Source organism: Pantoea sp. X-Soil-TKNS-1207, from assembly GCF_059730485.1.
The window spans coordinates 340860-363430 of sequence record NZ_AP035960.1 but is presented as its reverse complement, the minus strand read 5'-3'; the positions used below and the strand labels follow the sequence as shown (position 1 = coordinate 363430).

At 42.4% G+C, this 22571-nt stretch carries 19 protein-coding genes; 7 read left to right on the top strand and 12 right to left on the bottom strand.

The genetic code is table 11. The features are described 5' to 3' along the window. Positions 1-345: 345 nt before the first annotated feature. On the bottom strand, positions 346-705 hold the full coding sequence (locus AC6I8V_RS24970; protein WP_497839103.1) for a hypothetical protein: 360 nt from the start codon (positions 703-705) through the stop codon (positions 346-348). A gap of 1722 nt (positions 706-2427) precedes the next feature. Here AC6I8V_RS24970 and AC6I8V_RS24965 point away from each other — a divergent pair. Continuing rightward, on the top strand, positions 2428-2964 hold the full coding sequence (locus AC6I8V_RS24965; RefSeq protein ID WP_497847037.1) for a fimbrial protein: 537 nt from the start codon (positions 2428-2430) through the stop codon (positions 2962-2964). A gap of 192 nt (positions 2965-3156) precedes the next feature. Here AC6I8V_RS24965 and AC6I8V_RS24960 read toward each other — a convergent pair. Continuing rightward, a protein-coding gene (locus AC6I8V_RS24960) for an IS3 family transposase (RefSeq protein ID WP_497846641.1) occupies positions 3157-4277 on the bottom strand; the annotation gives its coding sequence in 2 pieces (ribosomal slippage) (positions 3157-4019 and positions 4019-4277; 1122 coding nt in all). A gap of 776 nt (positions 4278-5053) precedes the next feature. Here AC6I8V_RS24960 and AC6I8V_RS24955 point away from each other — a divergent pair. The 5 genes from AC6I8V_RS24955 to AC6I8V_RS24935 all read left to right on the top strand — a co-directional run bounded on the left by AC6I8V_RS24955 (position 5054) and on the right by AC6I8V_RS24935 (position 10956). Then, the gene (locus AC6I8V_RS24955; protein WP_497839384.1) at positions 5054-5587 is read left to right on the top strand and encodes a fimbrial protein; all 534 of its coding nucleotides are present in this window, start codon (positions 5054-5056) and stop codon (positions 5585-5587) included. Between the two features lie 68 nt (positions 5588-5655). Next, positions 5656-6408: a fimbria/pilus periplasmic chaperone gene (locus AC6I8V_RS24950; protein WP_497846640.1), complete on the top strand. Its 753-nt coding sequence runs from the start codon at positions 5656-5658 to the stop codon at positions 6406-6408. Next, the gene (locus tag AC6I8V_RS24945; protein WP_497846639.1) at positions 6383-8947 is read left to right on the top strand and encodes a fimbrial outer membrane usher protein; all 2565 of its coding nucleotides are present in this window, start codon (positions 6383-6385) and stop codon (positions 8945-8947) included. Before AC6I8V_RS24950 ends, AC6I8V_RS24945 begins: the two co-directional genes overlap by 26 nt. A gap of 4 nt (positions 8948-8951) precedes the next feature. Beyond that, a complete protein-coding gene (gene stbD, locus AC6I8V_RS24940) occupies positions 8952-10277 on the top strand; it encodes a fimbrial usher protein StbD (protein ID WP_497846638.1) in 1326 nt (441 codons plus the stop codon). Beyond that, on the top strand, positions 10243-10956 hold the full coding sequence (locus AC6I8V_RS24935; RefSeq protein ID WP_497846637.1) for a fimbria/pilus periplasmic chaperone: 714 nt from the start codon (positions 10243-10245) through the stop codon (positions 10954-10956). The genes stbD and AC6I8V_RS24935 overlap by 35 nt, the downstream gene beginning before the upstream one ends. Before the next feature lie 104 nt (positions 10957-11060). On the opposite strand, the gene AC6I8V_RS24930 is transcribed toward AC6I8V_RS24935, so the two are convergent. The 4 genes from AC6I8V_RS24930 to AC6I8V_RS24915 form a co-directional block, all read right to left on the bottom strand. Continuing rightward, a complete protein-coding gene (locus AC6I8V_RS24930) occupies positions 11061-11549 on the bottom strand; it encodes a FidL-like protein (RefSeq protein ID WP_497846636.1) in 489 nt (162 codons plus the stop codon). Next, entirely contained in the window at positions 11546-12343 is a 798-nt protein-coding gene (locus tag AC6I8V_RS24925) for a winged helix-turn-helix domain-containing protein (protein WP_497846635.1), read from the bottom strand. The genes AC6I8V_RS24930 and AC6I8V_RS24925 overlap by 4 nt, the downstream gene beginning before the upstream one ends. A 1165-nt stretch (positions 12344-13508) precedes the next feature. After that, positions 13509-14129, bottom strand: coding sequence for a helix-turn-helix transcriptional regulator (locus AC6I8V_RS24920; RefSeq protein WP_497846634.1), 621 nt, complete (start codon positions 14127-14129; stop codon positions 13509-13511). Positions 14130-14154: 25 nt separating this feature from the next. Then, positions 14155-14742, bottom strand: coding sequence for a hypothetical protein (locus AC6I8V_RS24915; RefSeq protein WP_497846633.1), 588 nt, complete (start codon positions 14740-14742; stop codon positions 14155-14157). Positions 14743-16191: 1449 nt separating this feature from the next. Between AC6I8V_RS24915 and AC6I8V_RS24910 the strand changes: the two genes are divergently transcribed. Next, positions 16192-16473, top strand: a complete 282-nt coding sequence (locus AC6I8V_RS24910) for a hypothetical protein (RefSeq protein WP_497846632.1) — start codon at positions 16192-16194, stop codon at positions 16471-16473. Between the two features lie 99 nt (positions 16474-16572). Here the strand turns inward: AC6I8V_RS24910 and AC6I8V_RS24905 are convergent, their stop codons facing one another. The 6 genes from AC6I8V_RS24905 to AC6I8V_RS24880 form a co-directional block, all read right to left on the bottom strand. Next, entirely contained in the window at positions 16573-17721 is a 1149-nt protein-coding gene (locus tag AC6I8V_RS24905) for a mandelate racemase/muconate lactonizing enzyme family protein (protein ID WP_497846631.1), read from the bottom strand. A 6-nt stretch (positions 17722-17727) separates the two neighbouring features. Further along, positions 17728-19077, bottom strand: a complete 1350-nt coding sequence (locus tag AC6I8V_RS24900) for an MFS transporter (protein ID WP_497846630.1) — start codon at positions 19075-19077, stop codon at positions 17728-17730. A 74-nt stretch (positions 19078-19151) separates the two neighbouring features. Next, positions 19152-19784 carry a 2-dehydro-3-deoxy-6-phosphogalactonate aldolase gene (locus AC6I8V_RS24895; protein WP_497846629.1) on the bottom strand — a complete coding sequence of 211 codons (633 nt, stop codon included), beginning with the start codon at positions 19782-19784 and terminating at the stop codon, positions 19152-19154. Continuing rightward, complete coding sequence (locus AC6I8V_RS24890) at positions 19777-20709, bottom strand: 2-dehydro-3-deoxygalactonokinase (RefSeq protein ID WP_497846628.1); 933 nt, start codon at positions 20707-20709, stop codon at positions 19777-19779. The genes AC6I8V_RS24895 and AC6I8V_RS24890 overlap by 8 nt, the downstream gene beginning before the upstream one ends. A gap of 49 nt (positions 20710-20758) precedes the next feature. Next, complete coding sequence (locus AC6I8V_RS24885) at positions 20759-21430, bottom strand: RraA family protein (RefSeq protein ID WP_497846627.1); 672 nt, start codon at positions 21428-21430, stop codon at positions 20759-20761. Continuing rightward, positions 21414-22445, bottom strand: a complete 1032-nt coding sequence (locus tag AC6I8V_RS24880) for a C-terminal binding protein (protein WP_497846626.1) — start codon at positions 22443-22445, stop codon at positions 21414-21416. Before AC6I8V_RS24880 ends, AC6I8V_RS24885 begins: the two co-directional genes overlap by 17 nt. Between the last annotated feature and the right edge of the window lie 126 nt (positions 22446-22571).

Here is a 22571-nt window from a genome sequence, read left to right as displayed (position 1 = left end):
TTCAGGTTTTTATTCTGAATTTCTGTGTCCCGGTCAGCGTTTGCCGAAGAGAATACTTAAGTAGTAAATGCATCACGGCTAATCACCACATAATTTTGACGAGACATCCAGCTCAACCTCTCCGAAGAATGGTATGCTGGCTGGAGGTTGTAATCCGGCGATGAGACTTAGAATGAGAATCGGTGATGAAGATGACTCGAAGAAAAAGGAGTGGAAGCGAAGGATATCCACTCCAGTAAACGGCAAGATGCATCGGACACATACCCATTTTATTATCCTGCTGCATTGCCAGGAATTCCACAAAGCTGGGGCGAGTTTAATTTTTCAGTCTCAAATGAGACTGATTTATCCAATGTATTTTTTACAGTATCCGAGAATTCCTTCAACATCATTCGCGGTGTTTTGATCCCGTTGGTCATACATGATGGTGATAGTGGTAGAATTGCTCATCCCCTGAACGTCTAATGTGACTGTCGGTTTACCACCCACTTTTCTCAGCGTATAACGGTCTACTACACCAATATGATCACCTTTTTCAAGGAAGTAGTCTCGCCGTGTTGCGGCAGTGTCAAGGCAGTTGATGGTGTATGTTTGTTTGGCGGGAAATGAAACATTCGTAAGTTCAGTGTTTTTTATCTTATCGACCATGCCTGAACATCCGGTCATTGAAAAAAACGTAATAGCAATAAAAATTTTTTTAATCATCGCAGTCTCCTTAATAGAGATGAACCCATCATTGCTATGAGATTGTGTATTATAATTAAACCTTTTCACCCTGTGCTGGCAACTGTGTCAGTGTTAACTGTTGGCCCGGATCACGATAAAAATCATGGACCGGATACCCTGGTGTGTCTGCCAGGCGGGAAAAACCTTTCCTCATTTTGATGGTTTGCAGCAAGACTATATACCAGTGTTTTAACTATGAGATAGCGCTGTGTGGAGATCTCGCATTGTTACTGCGAAATGCGATCAACGCACCATAACGCTGTAAACAAAAATGATGTCTCTGGGAATCAGAGACATCCACATTGTGGAAATCTGGCGCAGAATTTCAATCCCAAACTTCGATTTAACAGATAAATAGTGCTGCAATGCCGGGTGCCTCCCGGTGAGTCAGAAAAGCCATATTCTGACTCGCTTTAGCTGAATTAACTGATACAGGAGTAATGGCTTAGCCCCGCCGCTGAGGGGGATTCACTGCAGCCGGAGAATCATAATGTGGAAACACTAAACAAATATCAACCGTGACATCAAAACATGTCTTTTAGGAATTATTGAAGTGACTGTGCGTGAAGATTAACAATTCAGAATATGTAGATGAAAAAATATGAATGAGGGAGGTCATAGCTTTATCGACATAACATCATTCAACTTTCCAAAATTGCGCTAGATCAAAAGGAATAGAAGATTTAACGGCAGGCGTTTTTATATGTGTCATTGTTTTACTAGTGTTTAACTATTAGGGCTTAATGTGATTTTCTGTTTATCAATTTTTTATTTCTAGTGCCAGGGGGTTCAAATGAATTATTTACGCGCAAACGTATTTTTAGGGGTGTTTTTGTTTTGTTTTTCTTTCTGGATTGTTATTGCCTGGGAGGTTATAAAGTGAGATTGTATTTCTAATTAATAAAAACAATGAATCATAGCTAACTAACTAAAACCTCATAACAAATGAGTGAGTTTTTGTATTAAAACTTATCATTTAACCTAAAATTCTAAGTTTTATTAATGACCGAAGATATTTATAATATCTCCAATGAGCTAGTGAGCGAGCTTGCCCAATGGAGTAATTTGAATATTTCGTATGTAAACTCCTCATTCGGCCAGGTACGCTGCTACGGACATCGGCCTGGTTATTCCATAGGGACTGCTTTAATTGGCTTCATTAATGAAATATATGGGGAGATAGCTAATTAGTGTCTTTAGTGTTAATTTCAGTTGCTTCCAGATGCAGACTAAAAGATCTACTTACATATTTATCTTTTTTCAAAGACATAAAAGTAAATATTAGGTAACAATTTTCAGTGTCGCAAGCTTCACCAAAACTTCCTTAAAAACTCTCTGAATACAGGAACAACTTTTGTGCATGAGTGCCCCCAAGCCAACAGTCGCATTACTTGGATGGCCGAAGCTAGATGACCGGGCCAAAGAGAGCTTAATGGCCTGAACCATCTCGCTGATGGGGACATATCAACATAGTCACAGGAACTTGCGGGCTCGTAACGATGAATAGACAGTGTATCAACGTGTTATAAGTAGTGAATGTTTAATATAATTAATGAGTAAGAACGTTTTTCTGAATTCATTAGTCTATATGTTTATTGTTTAAAAGCGAATGTATACTCATATAGCGAAATACGAAAACAGTAGATGTAGGTAAGCCCTCATAAGGGATTGTGTTATAACTAAGGATTGAAAATGAATTTTATGATGAAAAAAAATCAGATTGTATTAATGCTCAGTAGTTTAATTTTCGTAAATATCGCTTCAGCTATGTCTGATAATTCAATTTCTTTTCAGGGAGAACTCACCTCCGAGACATGCTCGGTAACGATAGACGGTAATGCAAATTCCCCCGTTGTTCCGTTGCCAACTGTCACTGCGACTCGACTCTTGACAAGTGGTTCAACAGCCGGTGAGACAAGTTTTGAAGTTGGTTTATCTGGTTGCACTGGTGATTCGGTTAATGCAACCACTGTTTCAAGCGTATTTGTAGGTAACAATTTAAGTAACACTGGCAATCTTGGAAATTCTGGTACTGCATCAAATGTTGAAGTCCAGATCCTTGATATATCTGGTCAGGCAATAGACTTGAGTAATGGCTATACTGCTAGTGGTGACTTAACTCTTGCAGCAGGAGAGACGGCATCTAGTGCAACCTATGCTGCTCAATATTATGCAACTGGTGAGGCAACGCCCGGAACAGTTACGGCGTCATTACAATATGCAGTGACTTACCAATAGTTTATAAACTCAGCATGATTTCATGCTGAGTAAAATTACAAAATCTTAATATTTGTCTTTTCAGGCTACAGGCTGCTGAGGTAATCTCCCGTATCTTCTGGCAATGTATCTATCCTTTTCTAAGGATGGACTCATTTCATTGAGAGCTTTTTCTCATTTGTTCTGACCTGCCCCTAGTATTAGATACAACCTTCAGTTAGTAATGTCGGTTGATTTTTCTTCATGTTTCCCGTTTCGCAAGCCTGCTGCAAATTCAAATGGCGTCTGGTAATTCAGCGATGAATGAGGTCTGGACTCGTTATAGTCCTGCCGCCAGCCATTAATGATTTTTCGGGCATGAAGAACATCGCTGAACCAGTGTTCATTCAAGCATTCATCCCGAAAGCGACCGTTGAAACTCTCAATAAATCCGTTCTGAGTTGGCTTGCCCGGCTGGATTAAGCGCAACTCAACACCATGCTCAAAGGCCCATTGATCCAGCGTGCGGCAGGTAAATTCCGGGCCCTGATCAGTGCTTATCGTCGTAGGATATCCACGAAACAGCGCAATGCTGTCCAGAATACGTGTCACCTGAACGCCTGTAATCCCGAATGCCGTGGTGATCGTCAGACACTCCTTCGTGAAATCATCCACGCAGGTCAGGCACTTAATCCTGCGGCCGCTGGCAAGTGCATCCATGACAAAATCCATCGACCATGTCAGGTTCGACGCATCCGGACGAAGAAGCGGAAGCCGCTCAGTCGCCAGCCCCTTGCGGCGTCGCCTGCGTTTTACACTCAGGCCGTTGAGATGATAGATGCGGTATACCCGCTTGTGGTTGACGTGAAGGCCCTCCCGACGCAATAACTGCCAGATGCGCCGGTAACCAAAGCGGCGGCGCTCAAGTGCCAGCGCTGTGATGCGTAGAGACAGCTGCGCGTCAGCAGCCGGACGCTGAGCCGAATAACGGCAGGTGGACAGGGACAAACCTGCCAGCCTGCAGGCACGACGTTGCGACAGACCTGTTGCCTCAAACATGACTTCCACGGCTTCCCGCTTCTGGTCTGTCGTCAGAACTTTCGGCCAAGAGCCACCTGAAGTGCCTCCTTATCCAGCATGGCTTCAGCGAGCAGCTTCTTGAGGCGGGCGTTCTCCTCTTCAAGCGACTTGAGCCGCTTCACTTCGGGAACTTCCATGCCGCCAAACTTCTTGCGCCAGGTGTAAAAGGTGGCGTCTGAAATAGCATGCTTGCGGCAGAGTTCCCGGGCTGAAACCCCGGCTTCGGCCTCGCGGAGAATACTGATGATCTGTTCGTCGGAAAATCGCTTCTTCATGGGGATGTCCTCATGTGACTGATGAAGACATTACTAACATCGCGGTGTATTAATCAACGGGGAGCAGGTCAATTTGTCTACGGGCTCGGGGTCACTCCACTGATACCAGAGGTTTCCTTACATCAGTACTTAGATTTCCCGTTGCAGCAGGTAGTTTCGTAGACACTGGTATCACGGCAGGCATCTTTCACAGTTCGTCCGCCTTAATCACAGTGATGCTTTTATGCTCAGTAAAACGGCTTTACGAATGGCGAACTCATTCGTTGTCAGAATGAGAATGCTGGAAGAGCTCTAAAAGTGTATGGCACGATTATGCGGATTACTTACGCCCTGGTAAGGAATTCTTAATTTCAAAAATAAAAATAAATAATACTATGAAAACGAAATTCTATATGCATAAGGGAGAAAAATGAAATTTATGATATTTCTTTTAACTCAAAGATAATGTTCATCTTCAAATGACCTTGGTTGTTATCTGGTGGTTGGGTTTTTCATCTTTATTTTTGTAAAATGTAATAACTCTAAAGTTGGAATATTTTAATGATTTGACTATCGATTCTGAAATGAATGTGAAGCGCTTTTCTGTTTAGGCTAAGTGTAGAATAATGGATGCCGCTAACAAATTGTTAAGAGACAATATGTTAAGCAAGAAAAATTAGCATCGTTGCAGATGTCTAATTCATGACAAACAATTAATAAGCAAACAAAACTGACAATATAAGGAATTATCTTATTTTGTTGGGATACACTATATAGGATTAAAAATGATTTCTAAAATGAAGAAAAGCCACGTTGCACTGATTTTAGGCAGCATTCTTTTTGTAAACTATGCATCAGCAGCATCAGATAATACAATTTCATTCCAGGGAGAAGTTGCTGCCGAGACCTGTTCTGTAACTGTAAATGGTAACGCTTCTTCTCCAGTTGTGCTGCTACCAACTGTTAGTACATCTGATCTCGAAGCTAGTGGTTCTACTGCAGGTCAAACCACTTTTGAAGTTGGTGTGTCAGGCTGTACTGGCGACTCTGCAAATGCAACTACCATCTCAAGTGTCTTCGTAGGCAATAACGTAAGCACTAACGGTAATCTTTCAAATACCGGTACTGCATCAAATGTCGAAGTACAGATTTTGGATACGGCTGATGCGGCAATTGATTTGACCAGTGGTTACACTGCGAGTGGTGACTTGACGCTTGCAGCGGGTGAAACTTCATCTTCTGCTACCTATACTGCACAGTATTATGCAACAGGCGCGGCAACTTCAGGTACCGTCGCTGCTTCCTTGCAATACGCAGTTACCTACCAGTAATTAATAATACCTGCACGACAGTTATTTTTCTGTCGTGCAGTTTTATTTATTGAACAATGGCATCTATCATGAAGAAGTCTTTTATTTATAGAATGTTATGCACATATATGTTTTGTGTCGCGGTAATTCCAGTGGTTAGCTGGGCAAGCGTCACTATGATTGGCAATCGAATAATTTATCCTTCTGATGCCAAATCGGTAGATGTGCAGATGAAAAACAATGATGATTTCCCATATGTTGTACAAACCTGGTTTGATAATGGTGATATAAACTCTCAGCCTCAAAAAAAGAATAATGTTCCAATGATATCAACCCCACCTGTTTTCCGGATTCAGGGAAAATCAGGGCAGATAGTGCGTATTATTTATGATCAAGGAAAAGCACTTCCAAGTGACAGGGAAACACTTTTTTGGTTTAACTCTTTACAAATACCACCATCAAACGTAACTGCAAGCGGAAAAAGTAACGCAATGTTGGTTATGTTACGTAATCGGGTAAAGGTTTTTTTCAGGCCAGCTTCTTTAGGAAAACCTGAGAACATTCTCAAAGGAATAAAGATTGAAGTAATCAGAGACAAAGTTAAAGGTAACGGGATTAAAATCATTAATCCGCAGCCCTGGTATGCTTCTCTAACAAATATCTCCATTCCTGGCGGTGATAAAAAAATAAGAATACCAGCTGAAATGATAGCACCATTTTCAGAGGGTATTGTTTGGATGCCGAAAACGAGCGTTTCAATTTCAGGAGAAAAAGAGGCTTCGGTTACTGCGATAAACGATCAGGGAGCGATGATAAGTGAGAATATTAAAGTTACGTTCTAATGGATTCAGGCTCAGCTTTGTATTTATTTCTCTTCAAATGGCAATTTTAAGTAAGGCGCATTCAGAAGATTATTTTTTTGATCCAGATCTCTTTCAGGGGTCTGCTTATGGACAGGGTCTCGAGCAATTTAATGGGAATATTACTCAAACGGGAAAATATCTCGTTGATGTATATCTAAATGGTAAATTATTAAAAGATGGAGTGAAAATTGAATTCATCAGGCAGGGGCAGGCTGACGTAGAACCCTGCATACCTTATCAAATAGTGAATATTTTTTCACTAAAAAAAGAAGCTGTGGTTACTAATAGTCATGAGTGCCAACCTTTAAAGAAATGGGTTGAAAGTGGGAGTTGGCAGTTTGACCAACCCAATTTAAAACTGATGCTGAGCATACCATCAGCCGAACTAAATACCAAACCTAAAGGCTATGTCGATCCATCAGAATGGGATGATGGGACGACTGCGCTCTTTATTAAACACAATACCAATTATAACTGGACTGAAAGTGTAGGCACTGGCTATAAGTATCAATACTTATGGAGTGGCATAACTGGTGGCACGAATGTTGGGTTATGGCAAATAAGACATCAGGGGAATATACGTTATGTAAATTCAAACATTAGTGGCAGTGCTTATCACTATAATAGTGTACGTACATTTGTGCAACGACCCATTGAACAAATTAATAGCATTGTAGTGTTAGGTGATAGTTATACAGAGAGTAGTCTTTTTGGCAGTCTTGCTTTTAATGGAGTAAAGCTAAGTACTGATGAAAAGATGTGGCCGCAAAGTCGACGTGGGTATGCTCCAGAAGTACGAGGCATTGCCTCTTCAGACGCACGTGTTGTTATCAAACAATTAGGTAAAACCATTTATGAGACAACTGTTCCACCAGGTCCATTTTTGATTAACGATCTGAATAACACACGTAATCAGGGAGATCTTGAAGTTTCTGTTATTGAGGCAAACGGTAAGACCTCGACCTTCACTGTACCTTATGCTTCTGTTCCCGACTCAGTTCGACCAGGGAATTTACATTACTCCATCGCGTTGGGTAAAGTACGACAATATTACAGTGTAAATAATACATTTTTTGAGGGAATTCTTCAAAATGGCCTGAGCAATAGTATTACCGCTACAGCAGGAGCTCGTTTGGCAGAGAACTATCAGGCTTGGTTATTGGGAGGTGTGTGGGCCACTGAAGTGGGCGCTTTTGGCTTGAATTCTACATTCTCAGATGCCACTGTTGAAAATGATGAGCGAAAACAGGGGTGGCGAGGTGAGATAAATTATAGTAAATCGTTTAACTCAGGTACAAACCTCACACTTGCAGCTTATCGTTACTCAACAAGAGGGTTCCGCGATCTTCAGGATGTTTTAGGCGTGCGGAGACAAGAGAAAAGTGGAACAACTTACTATTCTGATAGCTTAAATCAACGGAATAGACTCTCAGCAACATTAAGTCAAAATATGCATGACTTTGGTGTGTTGAGTCTTAGTGCAAGTACTGCGGATTATTATAATAATCAATCTCGAATTACACAATTGCAGATGGGATACAATAATACATGGAAGAAAGTGAGTTATGGTATTAATGTGGCCAGACAGCGAACTAGTTGGGATTACAGTAGATATAATATAAATGTTAATGATTCAAATGATGATAGCACCAAGAAAAAATATACAGAAAATGTAATTTCCTTGAATATTTCTATGCCATTAAATTGGCGGGATACAACGTCGACTGTGGCCTATAATTATAATCAATCTAAAGAAACAAATTCTTCAACGGTATCACTTTCAGGAACGACTGGTCAGAAGAGTGACCTTTCATATTCTGTTTACGGAGGTTCTGAGAAGTATAAAGATGGTTCTGATAATAACTCAACAACATTTGGTGGAAATCTACAGAAAAATACCTCTACCGGTGCCTATCGTGCCAGTTACGGTCAAAGTAACAACTATAAGCAGGCGACATTAGGAGCATCTGGAACCATTGTTTTACATAGTGGCGGTATAACTGTTGGGCCTTATGCCAGCGACACCTTTGCACTAATTCACGCTGATGGAGCCTCAGGCGCTGTGGTAAATAATGGGCAAGGAGCCGTCATCGACCGATTTGGCTACGCTATTTTGCCTTCCTTAACTCCTTACCGGGAAAACAATGTCAGTTTAGATACATTGAAAATGAGCCGTGATGCAGAGTTAAATGGAGGTAGCAAACGCGTAGTTCCTTATGGTGGAGCCATCGCTAAAGTGAACTTTACTACCTTGAAAGGAAAAGCGGTGTTGATTAACCTGGACTCAAATGCAGAGTCTTCTCCTCCTATGGGTGCTGAGGTCTATGATAAGGATAATGTCGTAGTAGGTGTTGTCGGGCAAGGTGGCCAAATTTATGCACGTGTACCAGATGCCTCTGGTGTACTCCGTGTTATCTGGCGTGGGCAACACGAAGAGCATTGCAACGTGAACTATTCAGTTTCTGGTCGCGATAATGAAGATATCGTTTTGTTGACTAGTAAATGTTTAAAGGGATGATTTTGTGAAAAGATTATACATATTGTTGTTTCCTTTACTTGTTTCATTTTCTTTACCAGCATTAGCGAATTGCTCCAAGGTAGAAAGTACTTCATATCTATCAGCAGCAGCAATAGCAGCTGGTTACACTGCTTCATCTTGGTCTGGCGCTTATGATTCGAATTTTGGGACGATCGGTCTGCCTTCGATCATTACATTAAGTAACAGTTCGAGCTTTCAACCTTCGGGTACCCTTTTAGCAAGCGCGGTGGGAAACTTTTTAACGTCAGGGTCAAGTTCAGGTTATACGAGTAATCAAGTTCTGTTCAGATGTGCTGTTAGTGATGCCGATAGCTTATATGAGATGTATTCGAGAAATGGTGATGATGATTATACTGGGAAATATGCGACATCAGAAATAGATGGTGCGTACTATGATAATGCAAAATATGTTGCTGTAAGACTCACCAATCTATCAACTGGAGAATATTACAGTCGCTATTGGAAAGAAAGGAAGTTGACATCAGATAGTTGGTATTCTGACGGTACTTATATATATGTTCCTGCAAGTGCATTTAGTAATGTTCTATATGAGGTTTTTAAGATCGATGGTACTGAGCATTACACTAACTCTGATACTCGATGGACAGATTCGCGTGGTCAACCCAGAGGTTATATTACAATGCGTGGGCCTGGGTTAGATACACAAAACCTTACTGCCGGACTTGACCACGCAAGCCGCTATGATGGTTGGTATGGCGTTTGGCCTGGGAACTGGAATTCATCTGGCACTCAGACATATGTCCGAGGCTCTGCCTGTACAGTCACTGATTATCCTTCAATTGTGCTATTACCAACAATTAGCATTTCTTCTTTGTCTGATGGTGGCAAGAGTCAAGCTGCATTCCATATAGGTCTACAATGTGAAGAAGGTGCAGTTTCAAGTACCAGTACATCCACCTCTAGTTCAGCGAATGTAGCGATGGGTTTTCTAGTGAATCAGTCGAATGCGGTTAGTCAGGCCACCAGTTTGGGCCTTGTCACTTCAGGTGGCGGATTGACATGGTTACTTGATACTAATTATGGTACAAGCGGAGTAGCTTCTGGCGTAGGAATAAAGATATATGACAGTAATGGGACAGCTATAAATTTATTGCCTGCAAATTCAGGTAATGGTAATGGTAACTCATATGGATGGTATGGTTTTAAAGATCTAACCAGTCTTGTTTCTTCAGGATCTGTTGAGAGTTATAGTGGTGATTTTACCGCCTCTTTAGAAGCGATAGATGGTCAAACCGTTACAGCAGGAACAGTTAATGCTCAATTACAAGTACTTATCGATTTTCAATAGTATCTTTTTAGCTATGTCTCTGTTGACGACTTATTCGGCTAATGCATTCGTGAATGTTAATAAATCGAGAATTATTTTTTCGTCAGATTCGGCTGCTCAGTCTATTTCTCTTTCAAATGACAGTGACACTCCTGCTATGATTCAGGTCTGGGCTGATGCAGGGGATGTGACAAATTCTCCTGAGGAGAACAAAACCCCAATTGTTATTTTACCACCTGTATTTAAGATGTTTCCACATGAGATTCGGTCACTACGCCTTTTAATGACATCTAGAAAAGGACAGGCTATTGATAAAGAGAGTTTATATTGGCTGAATATATATCAGATTCCTTCAATGAGCGAAGCACAGAAAAATGCACCAAAAAAAATACTTTTACCGCTAAGACTGCGTATGAAGATTTTTGTGCGACCACTAAATTTAAATGCCCCAACGGCTGAAGATCCCAAACGATTAGAGTTCAAAAAAGTGGGGGATGAGCTTAAGATCACCAACCCTACTCCATGGTTTATGGTATTGAGCATTTATATGGGTGAGGATAAGCCAATACAGGTTGTGGCATCTCCTAAGACAGATACAACATTGAGAGTGAAAAACATTAAATTATTAGGAAGAAAACTTTCTTTCACGAATATTAATGATGATGGACAAGCTTTATCTTATGATGCAGAAGTAAAATAGGTAAGGAAAAATATTCCATCATGACACTTTATGGCTGATTCTTGAACAGGGTCAGCCTTTTTTAAGCAGTAATCATAGTTAAACTTGTTATGTTTTGTTGTCTGCTAATAACGTTTACAAGCAAAAATAAATGATACAGGAGTTCCTACTATCCATATGTCGTCATCTACTTTTAAGATATCTAACGCAAGTGTATTGTTTGCAGCCGATATTTCGTTAAGGAGAATATTAAACATGGCATCAGGTGTTGTGTCTGTTGCAGACTTACTTATTTCGCTTATTTTGTAATTTACAGTCGAACTCTCAATTATAGAGCCATTAATTAGTGCAATTCTTCTGTCCAGAACTGTGTCCACTCCATCTTTGTCCGATGTGGTTCCCTTAATGATAATATATCCACTTTCAAGGCTTGGTAATCTGATTTCTTGAGCTACTTTAAAGGTTATTCTTTCGCTTTTTTTGTTTAGTGCATAAAGACTAAAAGACGTGCAATTAAAAGGTATTAGATGTGTGGAAGGGGATATCTTGAAGAATGCAACTGGTGTTGCAACCAAACACAGAACAGCAAAAATATAAATGTGTATTTTTTTCATCTCCACACCTTCGCATTATAGTAAATATTATCACAATTTACGATCTCGTTATCACTTCCAATCCTACAATACGCGATAAGAGTCCTGCCAGGATTATTGGGTGAAAGTGATGGATAATAATCAAAAACAACCATTCTTTTCGACGTGCATGACAGCTTATTATCATTTAAGACTTTTATGACTTGATCATCTATTTCATGTTGATCAGAAGCACTGTAGTTCTGAAGGTATGTAATATCACATTTTTCTATTAGGTTTTTGCTATGAGGACTAACTTCCTTCAACGAAAAATGGTCGAGCATGAATGATGAAATGAAAAAAATAATTATCATTACCAATGACAGGTTTACGAAAGGTAATAGCCTTACACAGGCTTTTTTAACCGAAATAATGGAATGATGTGTTTTTTTGGGCGTTGCTGTGTCAGAATGTTCTGCTTCAATATTAATACTTTGAAACTCCTTAGAGTCACAGGCTATATCTATATTTGATGATATTTTGAAACCAGCTTTTGGTATGGTAATTATCGCATCACTTATCCCAAATGAAAATAATACTTTTCTAATGTTACTTATGTAATTGTTCAGATTGCTTCCTGAGCCTTTTAAACCATGTTTATCCCATACTTCTGTTAGCAAATAATCGCGTTCCAGGATTGAGCCATTTGAGTTGATCAATATTTCGAGCAATCTACTGGCGGGCAAGGTTAACTTTACCTCATCGCCTGTTTGTACGTGGAGCAATACACCATCATCGGTATTGAACATCAATATGCCATTGATATAGTAAATCATAATGCGCCTCAAAATACTGACTAGTTCTGGGATTATAATCCCTAACAATTAAAATTAATGACCTCAACTTAAGTGTTGGTAAATTCTATTGTTTTTTAGTTTATGGCAAAAATTTTACCAGTAAATTTCAAACTTTACCAAGTTCATGAGTGTTTGAGTAGGCAGATCTGCAAATTTACCTTTATCTTTCATTGTTCTGATATGAAAATATACTAATCCTTCATGATGCAATTTTCAAAGTATTTCTTTACCTAACGCAATGGAAGCAAAGGTTTTATGTAAGATTAACGTAATTCCTTATCCTTTAACCCAGGGGCAATAGCATTACTAACTATCTGTTTAGAAAAACATGATCAGTTAACTTCATGTAGTAATCCATGGTGTAAAAGCATGTTATTTTCTCATCTAAACTATTACTTTCTCCTAAATTGAATCTAATAATAATTTCTAGCGTTAGGAGATTTTTTTACCATACCCATGCTTCAACACGTAACATTATGACTATGCATAGCATGGGGGCCAAATGAAAAAGTAATAAATTATGTGATTATTACTATCATTTGACTCCAATTATTTTCTTTTCTTAAAACAAATATGGGTAATAGAGTTTTTTTATGTTGTAAATCAATAAATTCAGGAAAAATACATAATAAAATACCTGCATATTTTAAGGGTGTTTTTTGTAAGTTTTGCAAAACAGGAGTGTGAGCTGTGAAGTTAGTTGCGCTTTCTTTATTATTTTTAGAGTTACTCGCATTGTTTTTATTGTTTTCTTCTTCGGACAGTTCACATTCGATGGTTCTATCCTTTCTTTCTATGAAATAAAAGACAAAATTTTATCTTTCCTTATTGAAAACACTATTAAGTAATCATAGTTTACACTAAGGAAAGGTGAAAAAAGATCACGATTGGCCAGGGCAGTGATGGCATTTATCTCGATACTAAAAATTTCAAATTTCGATACAAATGCTATCGAGGACATATTGATTATAGTCTTCTGAATTTCACAATCATTATCTATCCACCGTATGAATTGTTATAAACTGAAATTTAGCGTTAAGAATAACTCAGCATGCGAACATTTATATTAATTCATTGAATTAATAATGAACATCCTTCATGCTAAATTCACCTGTTGGATAAAAATAATACCCGTAAAGAATATTTATTCTTTTATTAGAGGCAGTGAGTGTATTAACCTTATGCCATGAAGAACGGCAAATAGCTCTTGATCAGTCTCTATATCTAATGCTCTCATTACCCTTCTCTTCTGACTATGTATCGTCTTCAATGATAATTTAAGCGCCCAGGCCATTTCTTTTAATGTTAACCCACTCATAAATCCATATGCAACTTTAAGCTGCCCTGGTGTTAAATAGATGCACGGGCATCCATGGCATGCTCGATATTCATTTCTATTACATTCTGAAAAAGTTGAAATCTCTTTGCATGATGCAATGTTACAAGCAAAATCAAGTATATTAATCCTTTTATCAATAAATTTTACGTCTTTAAAACAGTATGGCAGCTTTCCTGTGCTAGCTATTATTTTTTTCTCTGTTAAAAAGAAAAGATTACTTCCATTCTTTCTCCCCCTGAAATGTGGGTTGCAAAAATATTGTTCTCCGTTATCAATATCCATAAAAATGATATCAGCATCACTTATTTGTGAGTAACCAGCTTTTTTCATTATTTTAATATCAGCTGATTCGCATATTGCCTTCCGGATGATGCTACAAATAGCTATAATTTGATACGAGTTTTCAGAAATAATTAAAACATTCATATAATAATACCACTTGTTAGGGAATTTATCTGGTTACTACTTGCTGTTCGTTGTATTCTTTAATTTTTCCATTTATCAGAGTGATTTCCCTGTCATTCTTAAGCTCTCTTAATGTCCTACTAATCGTGCTTTTGGAAAGATTTGTACTCAACTCAAGTAAATGGAGTAATGAATAACCTTTAGTTATCCTTTTTGGTAATGATTGCCAGTATTCAATATTTAATTTAATTTCGTTATGCGTGTCTTTATCTCCTCTTAAATATGCATTAATCAATTCATTATAACAGTCATTTATAATATCTTTCGCCTCATCCTCTAAATGGTTGAGTCTTATTAACTCCCAGAAATAGTTAAATTCTATTTCGTAACATTTTCCATAATCAGCTTTCTCCAGGTAAAGGGAAGAACGCCCAAAACATGAGGATGCACCAACAATGGAAGGCTCATAAAAAACACTTATTATTTTATTAAATTGCTTGGCTCTTAGAAAAAAATCACCTTCACTAATTATGTATACCTTTTGTTGAGTATCTTTGATGAAGGAATAACGACGTTTTCCTTTATATACTTCATCTGGTTTTGCTATGGTTGCATGCTCGATAATGGCATCCATTATTAACATCTGAGAAGAATTTACTTTCACCATAATTTACCTATAACAAAAAAAATTTCGAATTCTTGAAGACTCATACACAATAACTCTCAATTGTAAATTAAGTTTCTTATTAAATAGTAAAGCATTGAAAGAAAATGCTTACTTCTAACTAAAAGGAGGGATTTTATATAAATCCTTACTATAGTCCAGCCGCTAAGGTGAATAAAATTAAAATTATCAGTCCTATTTGATAGGATATGTTAATAGCATTCACATTTATAATCATCTTACCTCCCCCCGAGAGCTAATAGAGATGCGCATTATTTGAATCGAGTGTTATATAGGACTAGATGTTAACTCATGCATCCTCAAATGGAACTATATATTATAAAATATTCAATATATAGGTTTATGTCCTGTTATATGTGATATTTGTATTATTTAATTCTATTTTCTCGCGGGTTGAACTTAGTGCTATTTTTAGTGCGTTAAAGTCAATTAGGAAATCTTTAGTTAAGTAAGACTAATCTTAGTGGTATGTTTTCAATATAATATATTTAACTCGCATCTATGTAAGTAATGCTTTTGTTGGTGGTTGTCTGCGCTTGTATATTTCTATAAATTAAGACAATGCTAATTAAAAAGTCACCATCGAATTCTTTCATATCTTTGATGTCATTCATGATGCGAGTTTTGTAGTGAGGGTTGATGTTTTAACGTTATCACTGCTGATTTTAACATGAAGCGATATTATTTGTTTCCAATAATGTCTTTTTAGGTCTTTGTTGAAGAACATCTGTGATTTTCATAATGACTCATTTTTGATGTTTTAATATAACTATATTTTTTTACATGAATTAACTTACTAAAAGGTCATGCTTGAATGTATCAGCATTCTGTTGAAATCACATCTGCTTGTGCACGCCCTGTCACTTGTTTTATATTAACTTCTAATCATTCTTAATGCAGTGTTCCTGCCTAATATACCAACTCATTTGATAATTCATTTTTATTATCATTTAACTTATATTTTCTAGCTTATCAAAAATATAACTCAGCGTATGTCTACTCATGATGACTGCATTAGCTAATCTAAATGAGGTGGTTATTATTTTTGACTCATGTATATTTGGTGTCATTCCTGGAGTGGATTGCTGCTCTGTCTTACTTCTCGTAATAATATTAATAGATAGTTAGAATTTCCCGACGCTTGTATCCCCCTCTGTGGTCACAGCGGCGTATAACTGATTTTTCTGGGATCAACTTCATATATTAATCCAGGATTCTTAAGAAGATTCCCCGTATCATGGGTTCTGGCCGACGGTATCCGATACTGAACGGACGATGGACTGGAGTTGTGCTCGTAAAACCGGCGTAGCTGTGTGAAATCTGCAGGACATTACCCCGCCTGGTTCTGCAGAATTCACACAGCTACGCCTACGAAATAATTGCCCGGAAAAGGAGAATATGACGGAAAATTCACCTGCAACAGCCCTGCTCGCCCACGGCAACGGTGATATTGCCGATCCTCTGCGCGACTATCTTCTGCACCTGCAGGCGATTGGACTTTCCCCTTTCACCATCGGTACGCATGCCGCTCCGGTCTGCATGTTACACTGTAACTTTAACAGATCAAACTACCCGCTGACTGCGCTGTTTTTTCCAGTACCGTCAGGTCCTCGTCCCCCAGAATTTCGCCATAACTCTCCAGGTTATTCTGGACTTTTATCTGTTCAGAACGCTGAATGAAGCACGGGAAATCACAGAGCGCGTAGAACTAAAAGCGGTCTACTTACAATCTATGCCTTATCTTCGGATAACATCTGCTGATAATTAGCGGTAATGAATTTAATCAATCATCGCATTTTCTCGCAGGAATTCTCTGTCAATGGTGAAACCAAGCCCAGGTTCCTGCGGTAGCGTTAACCAACCCTGTTGATGTTCAAGCGGATTCTCAACCAAAGCTGTACGGAACGGATGTGATGATGTGTCGTATTCGAACAGCGGTTGGCTGGCATACAACGCATAGTGAGTGACCGGTGTAGAAGCGATCATATGCAATGATGCATATTGCCCTACGGCTGTCCCCCAGACATGAGGATTGACCTGCACACCGCCTGCCATCGCAAGGACATTTATATGGCGCAGCGCAGTCACCCCACCCGCCATGCAGATATCTGGCTGTGCAATATCAATAGCCTGCGATGCAATGAGATCGCGGAAGCCAAACAATGAAAACTCCGCTTCTCCGCCAGCAATCGGGATATCAAGTGCATCCCTTACCCGACGGTAAGCAACATAATCTTCAGGAATGACCGGTTCTTCCATCCACAGCAAATCGTAATCGGCCAGGGCGCGTCCAAGGCGAATGGCATCATTGGCACCGTAGCCGTGATTCACATCGATCATAAACTTGCTGCGTTCGCCAACGGCTTCCCTGATGGCAGACATCACTTTTACGTCATCATCCACACCAAAACCGAGTTTCACCTTCATCAGGGAGAAACCGGCTTCACTGTGGCGTACCGCCTCACTGGCCATGGCATCAACCTGGCCCCGCCCTTCCGTGCGGAAAAAACCTGTCGCATAACATTGCACACGCTCACGAAACGCACCGCCAAGCAGTTGCCATAACGGTAATCCTGCTGCTTTACCACAGATGTCCCACAACGCAATATCGACTGCGCTGATGGCACCCAGCACCACACCCTTTCGGCCGTAATCGCGCGTTTTGACATACATGTCATGCCACAACACTTCGGTATTGCGCGGGTCTTTACCGATAATCAAGGGTTTCAGGGCACTGTTGATGGCGGCGGCAGCGATTTCTGGCGGTTGTAAGCCGACACTGAACGTCTCACCCCAACCCTCAATGCCTTCATCGGTGGCGATGCGCACAAGTACCGTAGAGCGCCCCTGTACCCAGCCTTGCGAGTAGGCAAACGGACGATCCAGTTTGCTCTTCAGGATATAGGTTTCCACTTCAGTAATTTTCATATCAGATTACTCCTGCGCAGCTTGTGTCATGAGGGATGAGGTTTTTTCTTCACGGATAATGGGTTTACCCACGAACCAGAAATAAATGCCCGCGCCAATCACCGAGACAACCGCGGAGATCAGAAAGACCAGCGTGAAACTGTGTGTGGCATCGACAATTGCGCCAGCAACCAGCGGTGAAACCGTCGCACCGAGAAAACCGCCAAAATTCTGCACTGCGGCGACCGAAGCTACCGTTGAGGGGGCCGTGACTTCAGCCGGAATCGACCATGCATGGGCCACCACGCCGCCATTAAAACCGAGTGCAAAAGCCATTAAAATCACCGCGACCGTCAGGCCCGCACCTGCACCAAACATGCCATTAAAGGGCAACAGCGCCAGGACGATGGCCTGTAACACTAACGCACCAATGATGGTGACTTTCTTGGCTTTCAGTGTGCTCCAGCCAGAGCGTTCTGAGAGTTTGCCTGAAATCACACCGCTCACGAGATCACCAATGATTGCACCAATCCACGGAACACTGGCGACGAGGCCCAGAGAGGAAAATTTAATACCAAACTGGCTAATAATATAAAGCGGGATAAAGACCAGGAAAATCTGATAAACCCACATGTTACAAAAGAAGCCTGCCATCATGCCCCACATCGTTTGATGCTTGAATAATTCCCTCCAGGGCAAATTGTTTTTTGTAATTATTGGCGTGGCATCATGTTGGATATATTCTCTTTCTTCTTTTGTCAGGGATTTATGCTTTTCAATATCTCGATAAAAGGTGAAAAAGATGATTGCGGCAATGATGCCTGCCCCGCCGGCAATAAAATACATTTCACGCCAACCAATCTCTGAAACGATCCAGATCAGTAAAAAGGTAAAGAAAGCCGGACCTACTTTCAGTGCGGCATCCCAACTGGCATTGGCAATGCCCTGCTCTTTTTTGGGAAACCAACGGGTCACGATCTTATTGGTGGCCGGTAGGGACGGTGCTTCTGCCAGGCCGAGCCAGATACGGGCGAGGATAAAGCCCGTCAGCGTGTAAGACAGACCCATCGCGACAGTCGCCGCGCTCCAGATGATCACCGACGCGCCCAGCAGGATGCGCGGGCTGAAACGATCGACAAACCAGCCTGAAGGTAATTGGCCGAAAGCATAAGCCAGGGCAAAGGCGCTGCCGAGCAGGCCAATATCCGTGGCGGTAATATGCATTTCAGTTTGCATTACCGGGGCGGCGATGGAGAGTGTCAGGCGGTCGATATTATTAATGATCGCCAGCAGGCAAAGTAATCCAAGAACTCCCCAGCGCTGGCGTCCTTGTGGCTTCATGGTGGAGCTTGATTTTGGCAGAGTAAATCCAGACATTTATTTTCTCCTGCAGGGTAGAGAGAATAAGGCCACGTTCTTAACGCCGTAGGCGTTTTATTACGGGAAAATCGTTATTGGTTTTTTATGGCGTCCCAGGCTTGCACCAGATTTGTTGCTCTTTGTGATACGGTCCGAGCGTTATCTCCGGCTTTGTACAGGTTGCTGCCAAGTCCGAAAAAATGAATTCCGGCTTGGTGATAATCATTAAACTGCTCTGCTTCTACCCCACCCACCGCGCCTAATGGAATGTCTGAGGGGAGAACCGCGCGTAGCGCCTTCATTCCACTGGCCCCCATCACTGATGCAGGAAAGAATTTAAGACCGCTGGCACCTGCGGCAATCGCCTGAAAAGCTTCGGTTGCGGTAAACACACCGGGCAGAGATAGCATGCCCCGTGAGCGGGTTTGCTCAATGACCGCCTTATCGACATTAGGACTCACCACGACTCCGCCACCACAGTCTGCCAGCCGGTCAACATCATGCGGGTTCAGCACTGTGCCAGCACCGATCAGAATATCCGCAGGCAATGACTTTCTCAGACGAGATATGGACTCAAATGGTGTCGGTGAATTGAGGGGCACCTCAATGATCGTGATCCCCGCCTCGACCAGCGCATAGCCAATCTCTACCACCTCTTCCGGCTTAACACCACGCAGGATGGCGATCAGTCCCCGTTTAGCGCCCAACCATCCTGAATCAGACATGATGTGCTTCCTCCTGCCGTTGCCACAGGGTTTGTGCACTCTGGAACAGCCCGGCGCGTACCGCTTCGTCCGCATCCAGCACGCTGACATCAAAGCCTGCCAGCGCTAAAGCCTTGTGATAAAGCGCGGCGAGGGAACCTGACGCGATTAATATCACCTGACGCAGAGACGTCTGGTGATAGCGAGCCGCTACCTCTGCACCAATCAACAGTCCCGACAAGCGCGAGAGGCTTTCGGCTGGAGTGCAATCACTCAGTAAGGTGGTTGAGCGAACCGTGAACAACTGATGGCTGAGCGATGCTCCACTTAACATCATGTTCACTGCGGAGATAAACGCCGGGGCGTTTGCATCAATGTCTCCGGCCGCATCCGCTACCGCATGGCGCAGAATTGAATGTGTGCTCATCAGGCAGAATAGTTCCCCGGTCATAAAGGTGCTGAAACCGGTGACAACCGCATTCTCCAGCGATACCCATTTGCTGTGGGTGCCGGGCATCACGATCAATCCGTCCTTCAGCTGGCTTGATCGCACCGCTCCCAACAACATGGTTTCCTCGCCGCGCATGACATCGTAAGCAGGAGAAAGTTGGCACACGCCTGGCAATATGCGGATGTCTCTTGCGCCAGCAATCCTGATCGGTGAACGCAGAAGTTCGTTTACCGTCACCGGGACGGTACTGTAACCGGCGTCCTGCCAGCCCTGGCGCGAACCCGCCATACCACATATCAACACCCGCAGGTCAGCTGAAGCCCCAAGTTCCGTCAGATGCTGTTCCAGCAGGGAGGAAAATGCGTTGTCGGCGACACTTCCCAGTCCCTGGTGGGTACGCACCTCACTCAGGGTTTGGCCCTTCCCGTCTACCAGCCACAGACGAAAACTTGAGGTGCCCCAGTCACAGAGTCCAAATTCCGCTTTGTTGCTCATCTTTATCTCCGGATTAACACGCTCTGCACCCGGAGTGCAGAGCACAGGATCAGATACGGCCAAACTCTGCCAGCAGGTCTTCGACGGTTTTGCCTTGTTTAACCCATTCGCGCGTGGCCTGTTCACGCTCGACCTGTTCTTTCGCCAGTTTTAAAACCTCCTGCGCGTTTTCCTGTGGAATCACCACCACCCCCATCAGGTCAGCCACGATAAAATCGCCCGGCTTCACTAACTGGCCGCCGACCGCGATGGGAACGTTGATGGACAGTTCCTCTTTGCGGCCAGAAAACATGGTGTGGGTGCCGCGAGGTGTGATCGCCCGACTCCAGATGGGCCAGTTAATATCTTCCAGTTCATCCGTGTCGCGCCCGGCCCCGTCGATGATCATGGCGCGAATCCCACGGTTCTGCGCCAGGCCGCCCATCAGGCCACCGCAAACCGAGGTGTTACAATCACCACCCGCATCCACCACGATGACATCGCCGGGCTGTCCCATCTCCAGTGCTTTCAGTGGATCAACAAGATCGCCTTTAGAAAGCTGTACGGTAATGGCTTGCCCACAGGCTTTGGCGCGGAATGCAGGCTTAATACCACTGTCCATAACCCCAGTGCGGTACTGCACATCGGCAAAAACCGCAGCAATCGAATAGATCTGCAATAAGGCATCAAACTGAGCCAGCAGCTCTGGCTGGCGGGTGAAATCATTAAACTGCTTCAGCATGGTCATTTGCTCCTTTGATGCGAAGCGCCAGGGCTGCGCCATTAACCGGGAATCGCGGTGTTTTACCTGTCAGTACGCTGGCAACTTCAGTGGCCACCAGCTGACGTGCCGCACGAATGGATTCTTCGGAGTAGTAGGCCGAATGGGGTGTCACGATGACATTTGGCAGAGAGAAGATCGGGTTATCCGCAGGATTCCATTGCGCGCGTTTTGCTGGTTCCTCTTCGGGATCATCCAGCGCCGCGCCAGTAATCCAGCCTTCATGCAGCGCGCGGTACAGCGCTTGATTATCGATAGTGGGACCACGTCCGGTGTTAATGATTAACGCCCGGCGCTTCATGGCTCTGAATTCTGCTTCGCTGAGGAAATGACGGGTATCCTCAGTCATCGGCACCTGCATCATGAAAATGTCGGATTGCGCGATAAGCGTTTCTTTATTGACCAGCATCACCTGGTGTTGCTGCGCTAATGCCGGATCGATGTAAGGATCGTAGACAATGACATTTACGCCAAAGGCGCGAGCGCGTTCGGCAATGGCCTGCCCAATGCGTCCGAATGAGACAATCCCCATAGTTTGTCCACGCAGGCGATAGACGGGAGCGCCGGATTGCCACTGCCAGATGCCCTGATGTGTGGCGGTGTTGTAAGCAAACAGGTTACGTGCCAGAGCCAGCCACATGCTGATGGCATGGTCGGCGACTTCTTCGGTGCAGTAATCACGCACATTTGTTACTAAAATGTTGCGCTTAGTGGCGGCGTCCACATCAACGATATCAACACCCACACCATAACGGGCAATCACCTTGCATTGCGTCATGGCGGAAATCACCTTTGCGCCGACGCGGGCATATTGATTCATGATGGCGTCGCAATCACGCGCCATCTCAACCAGCTCATCCTCTGATTTCGCTTGCAGACCAATGACATCCGCACCAGCGGCATTGAGGATTTCTTCTTCAATGGCGATATCGCCGTAATCGTAATCGGTAATCACCACCTTAAATCTTCGACTCATCAGACGCTCCTTTAACCAGATTGAGTAGTTTTCGCCACCGTCAGCAGCAGCGGGTTTGGAAAAAAATAACTGAGATCTGGTATACCAGTCAAAGAAAGGTTAAAGAAATGTGACCAACATTGGCTT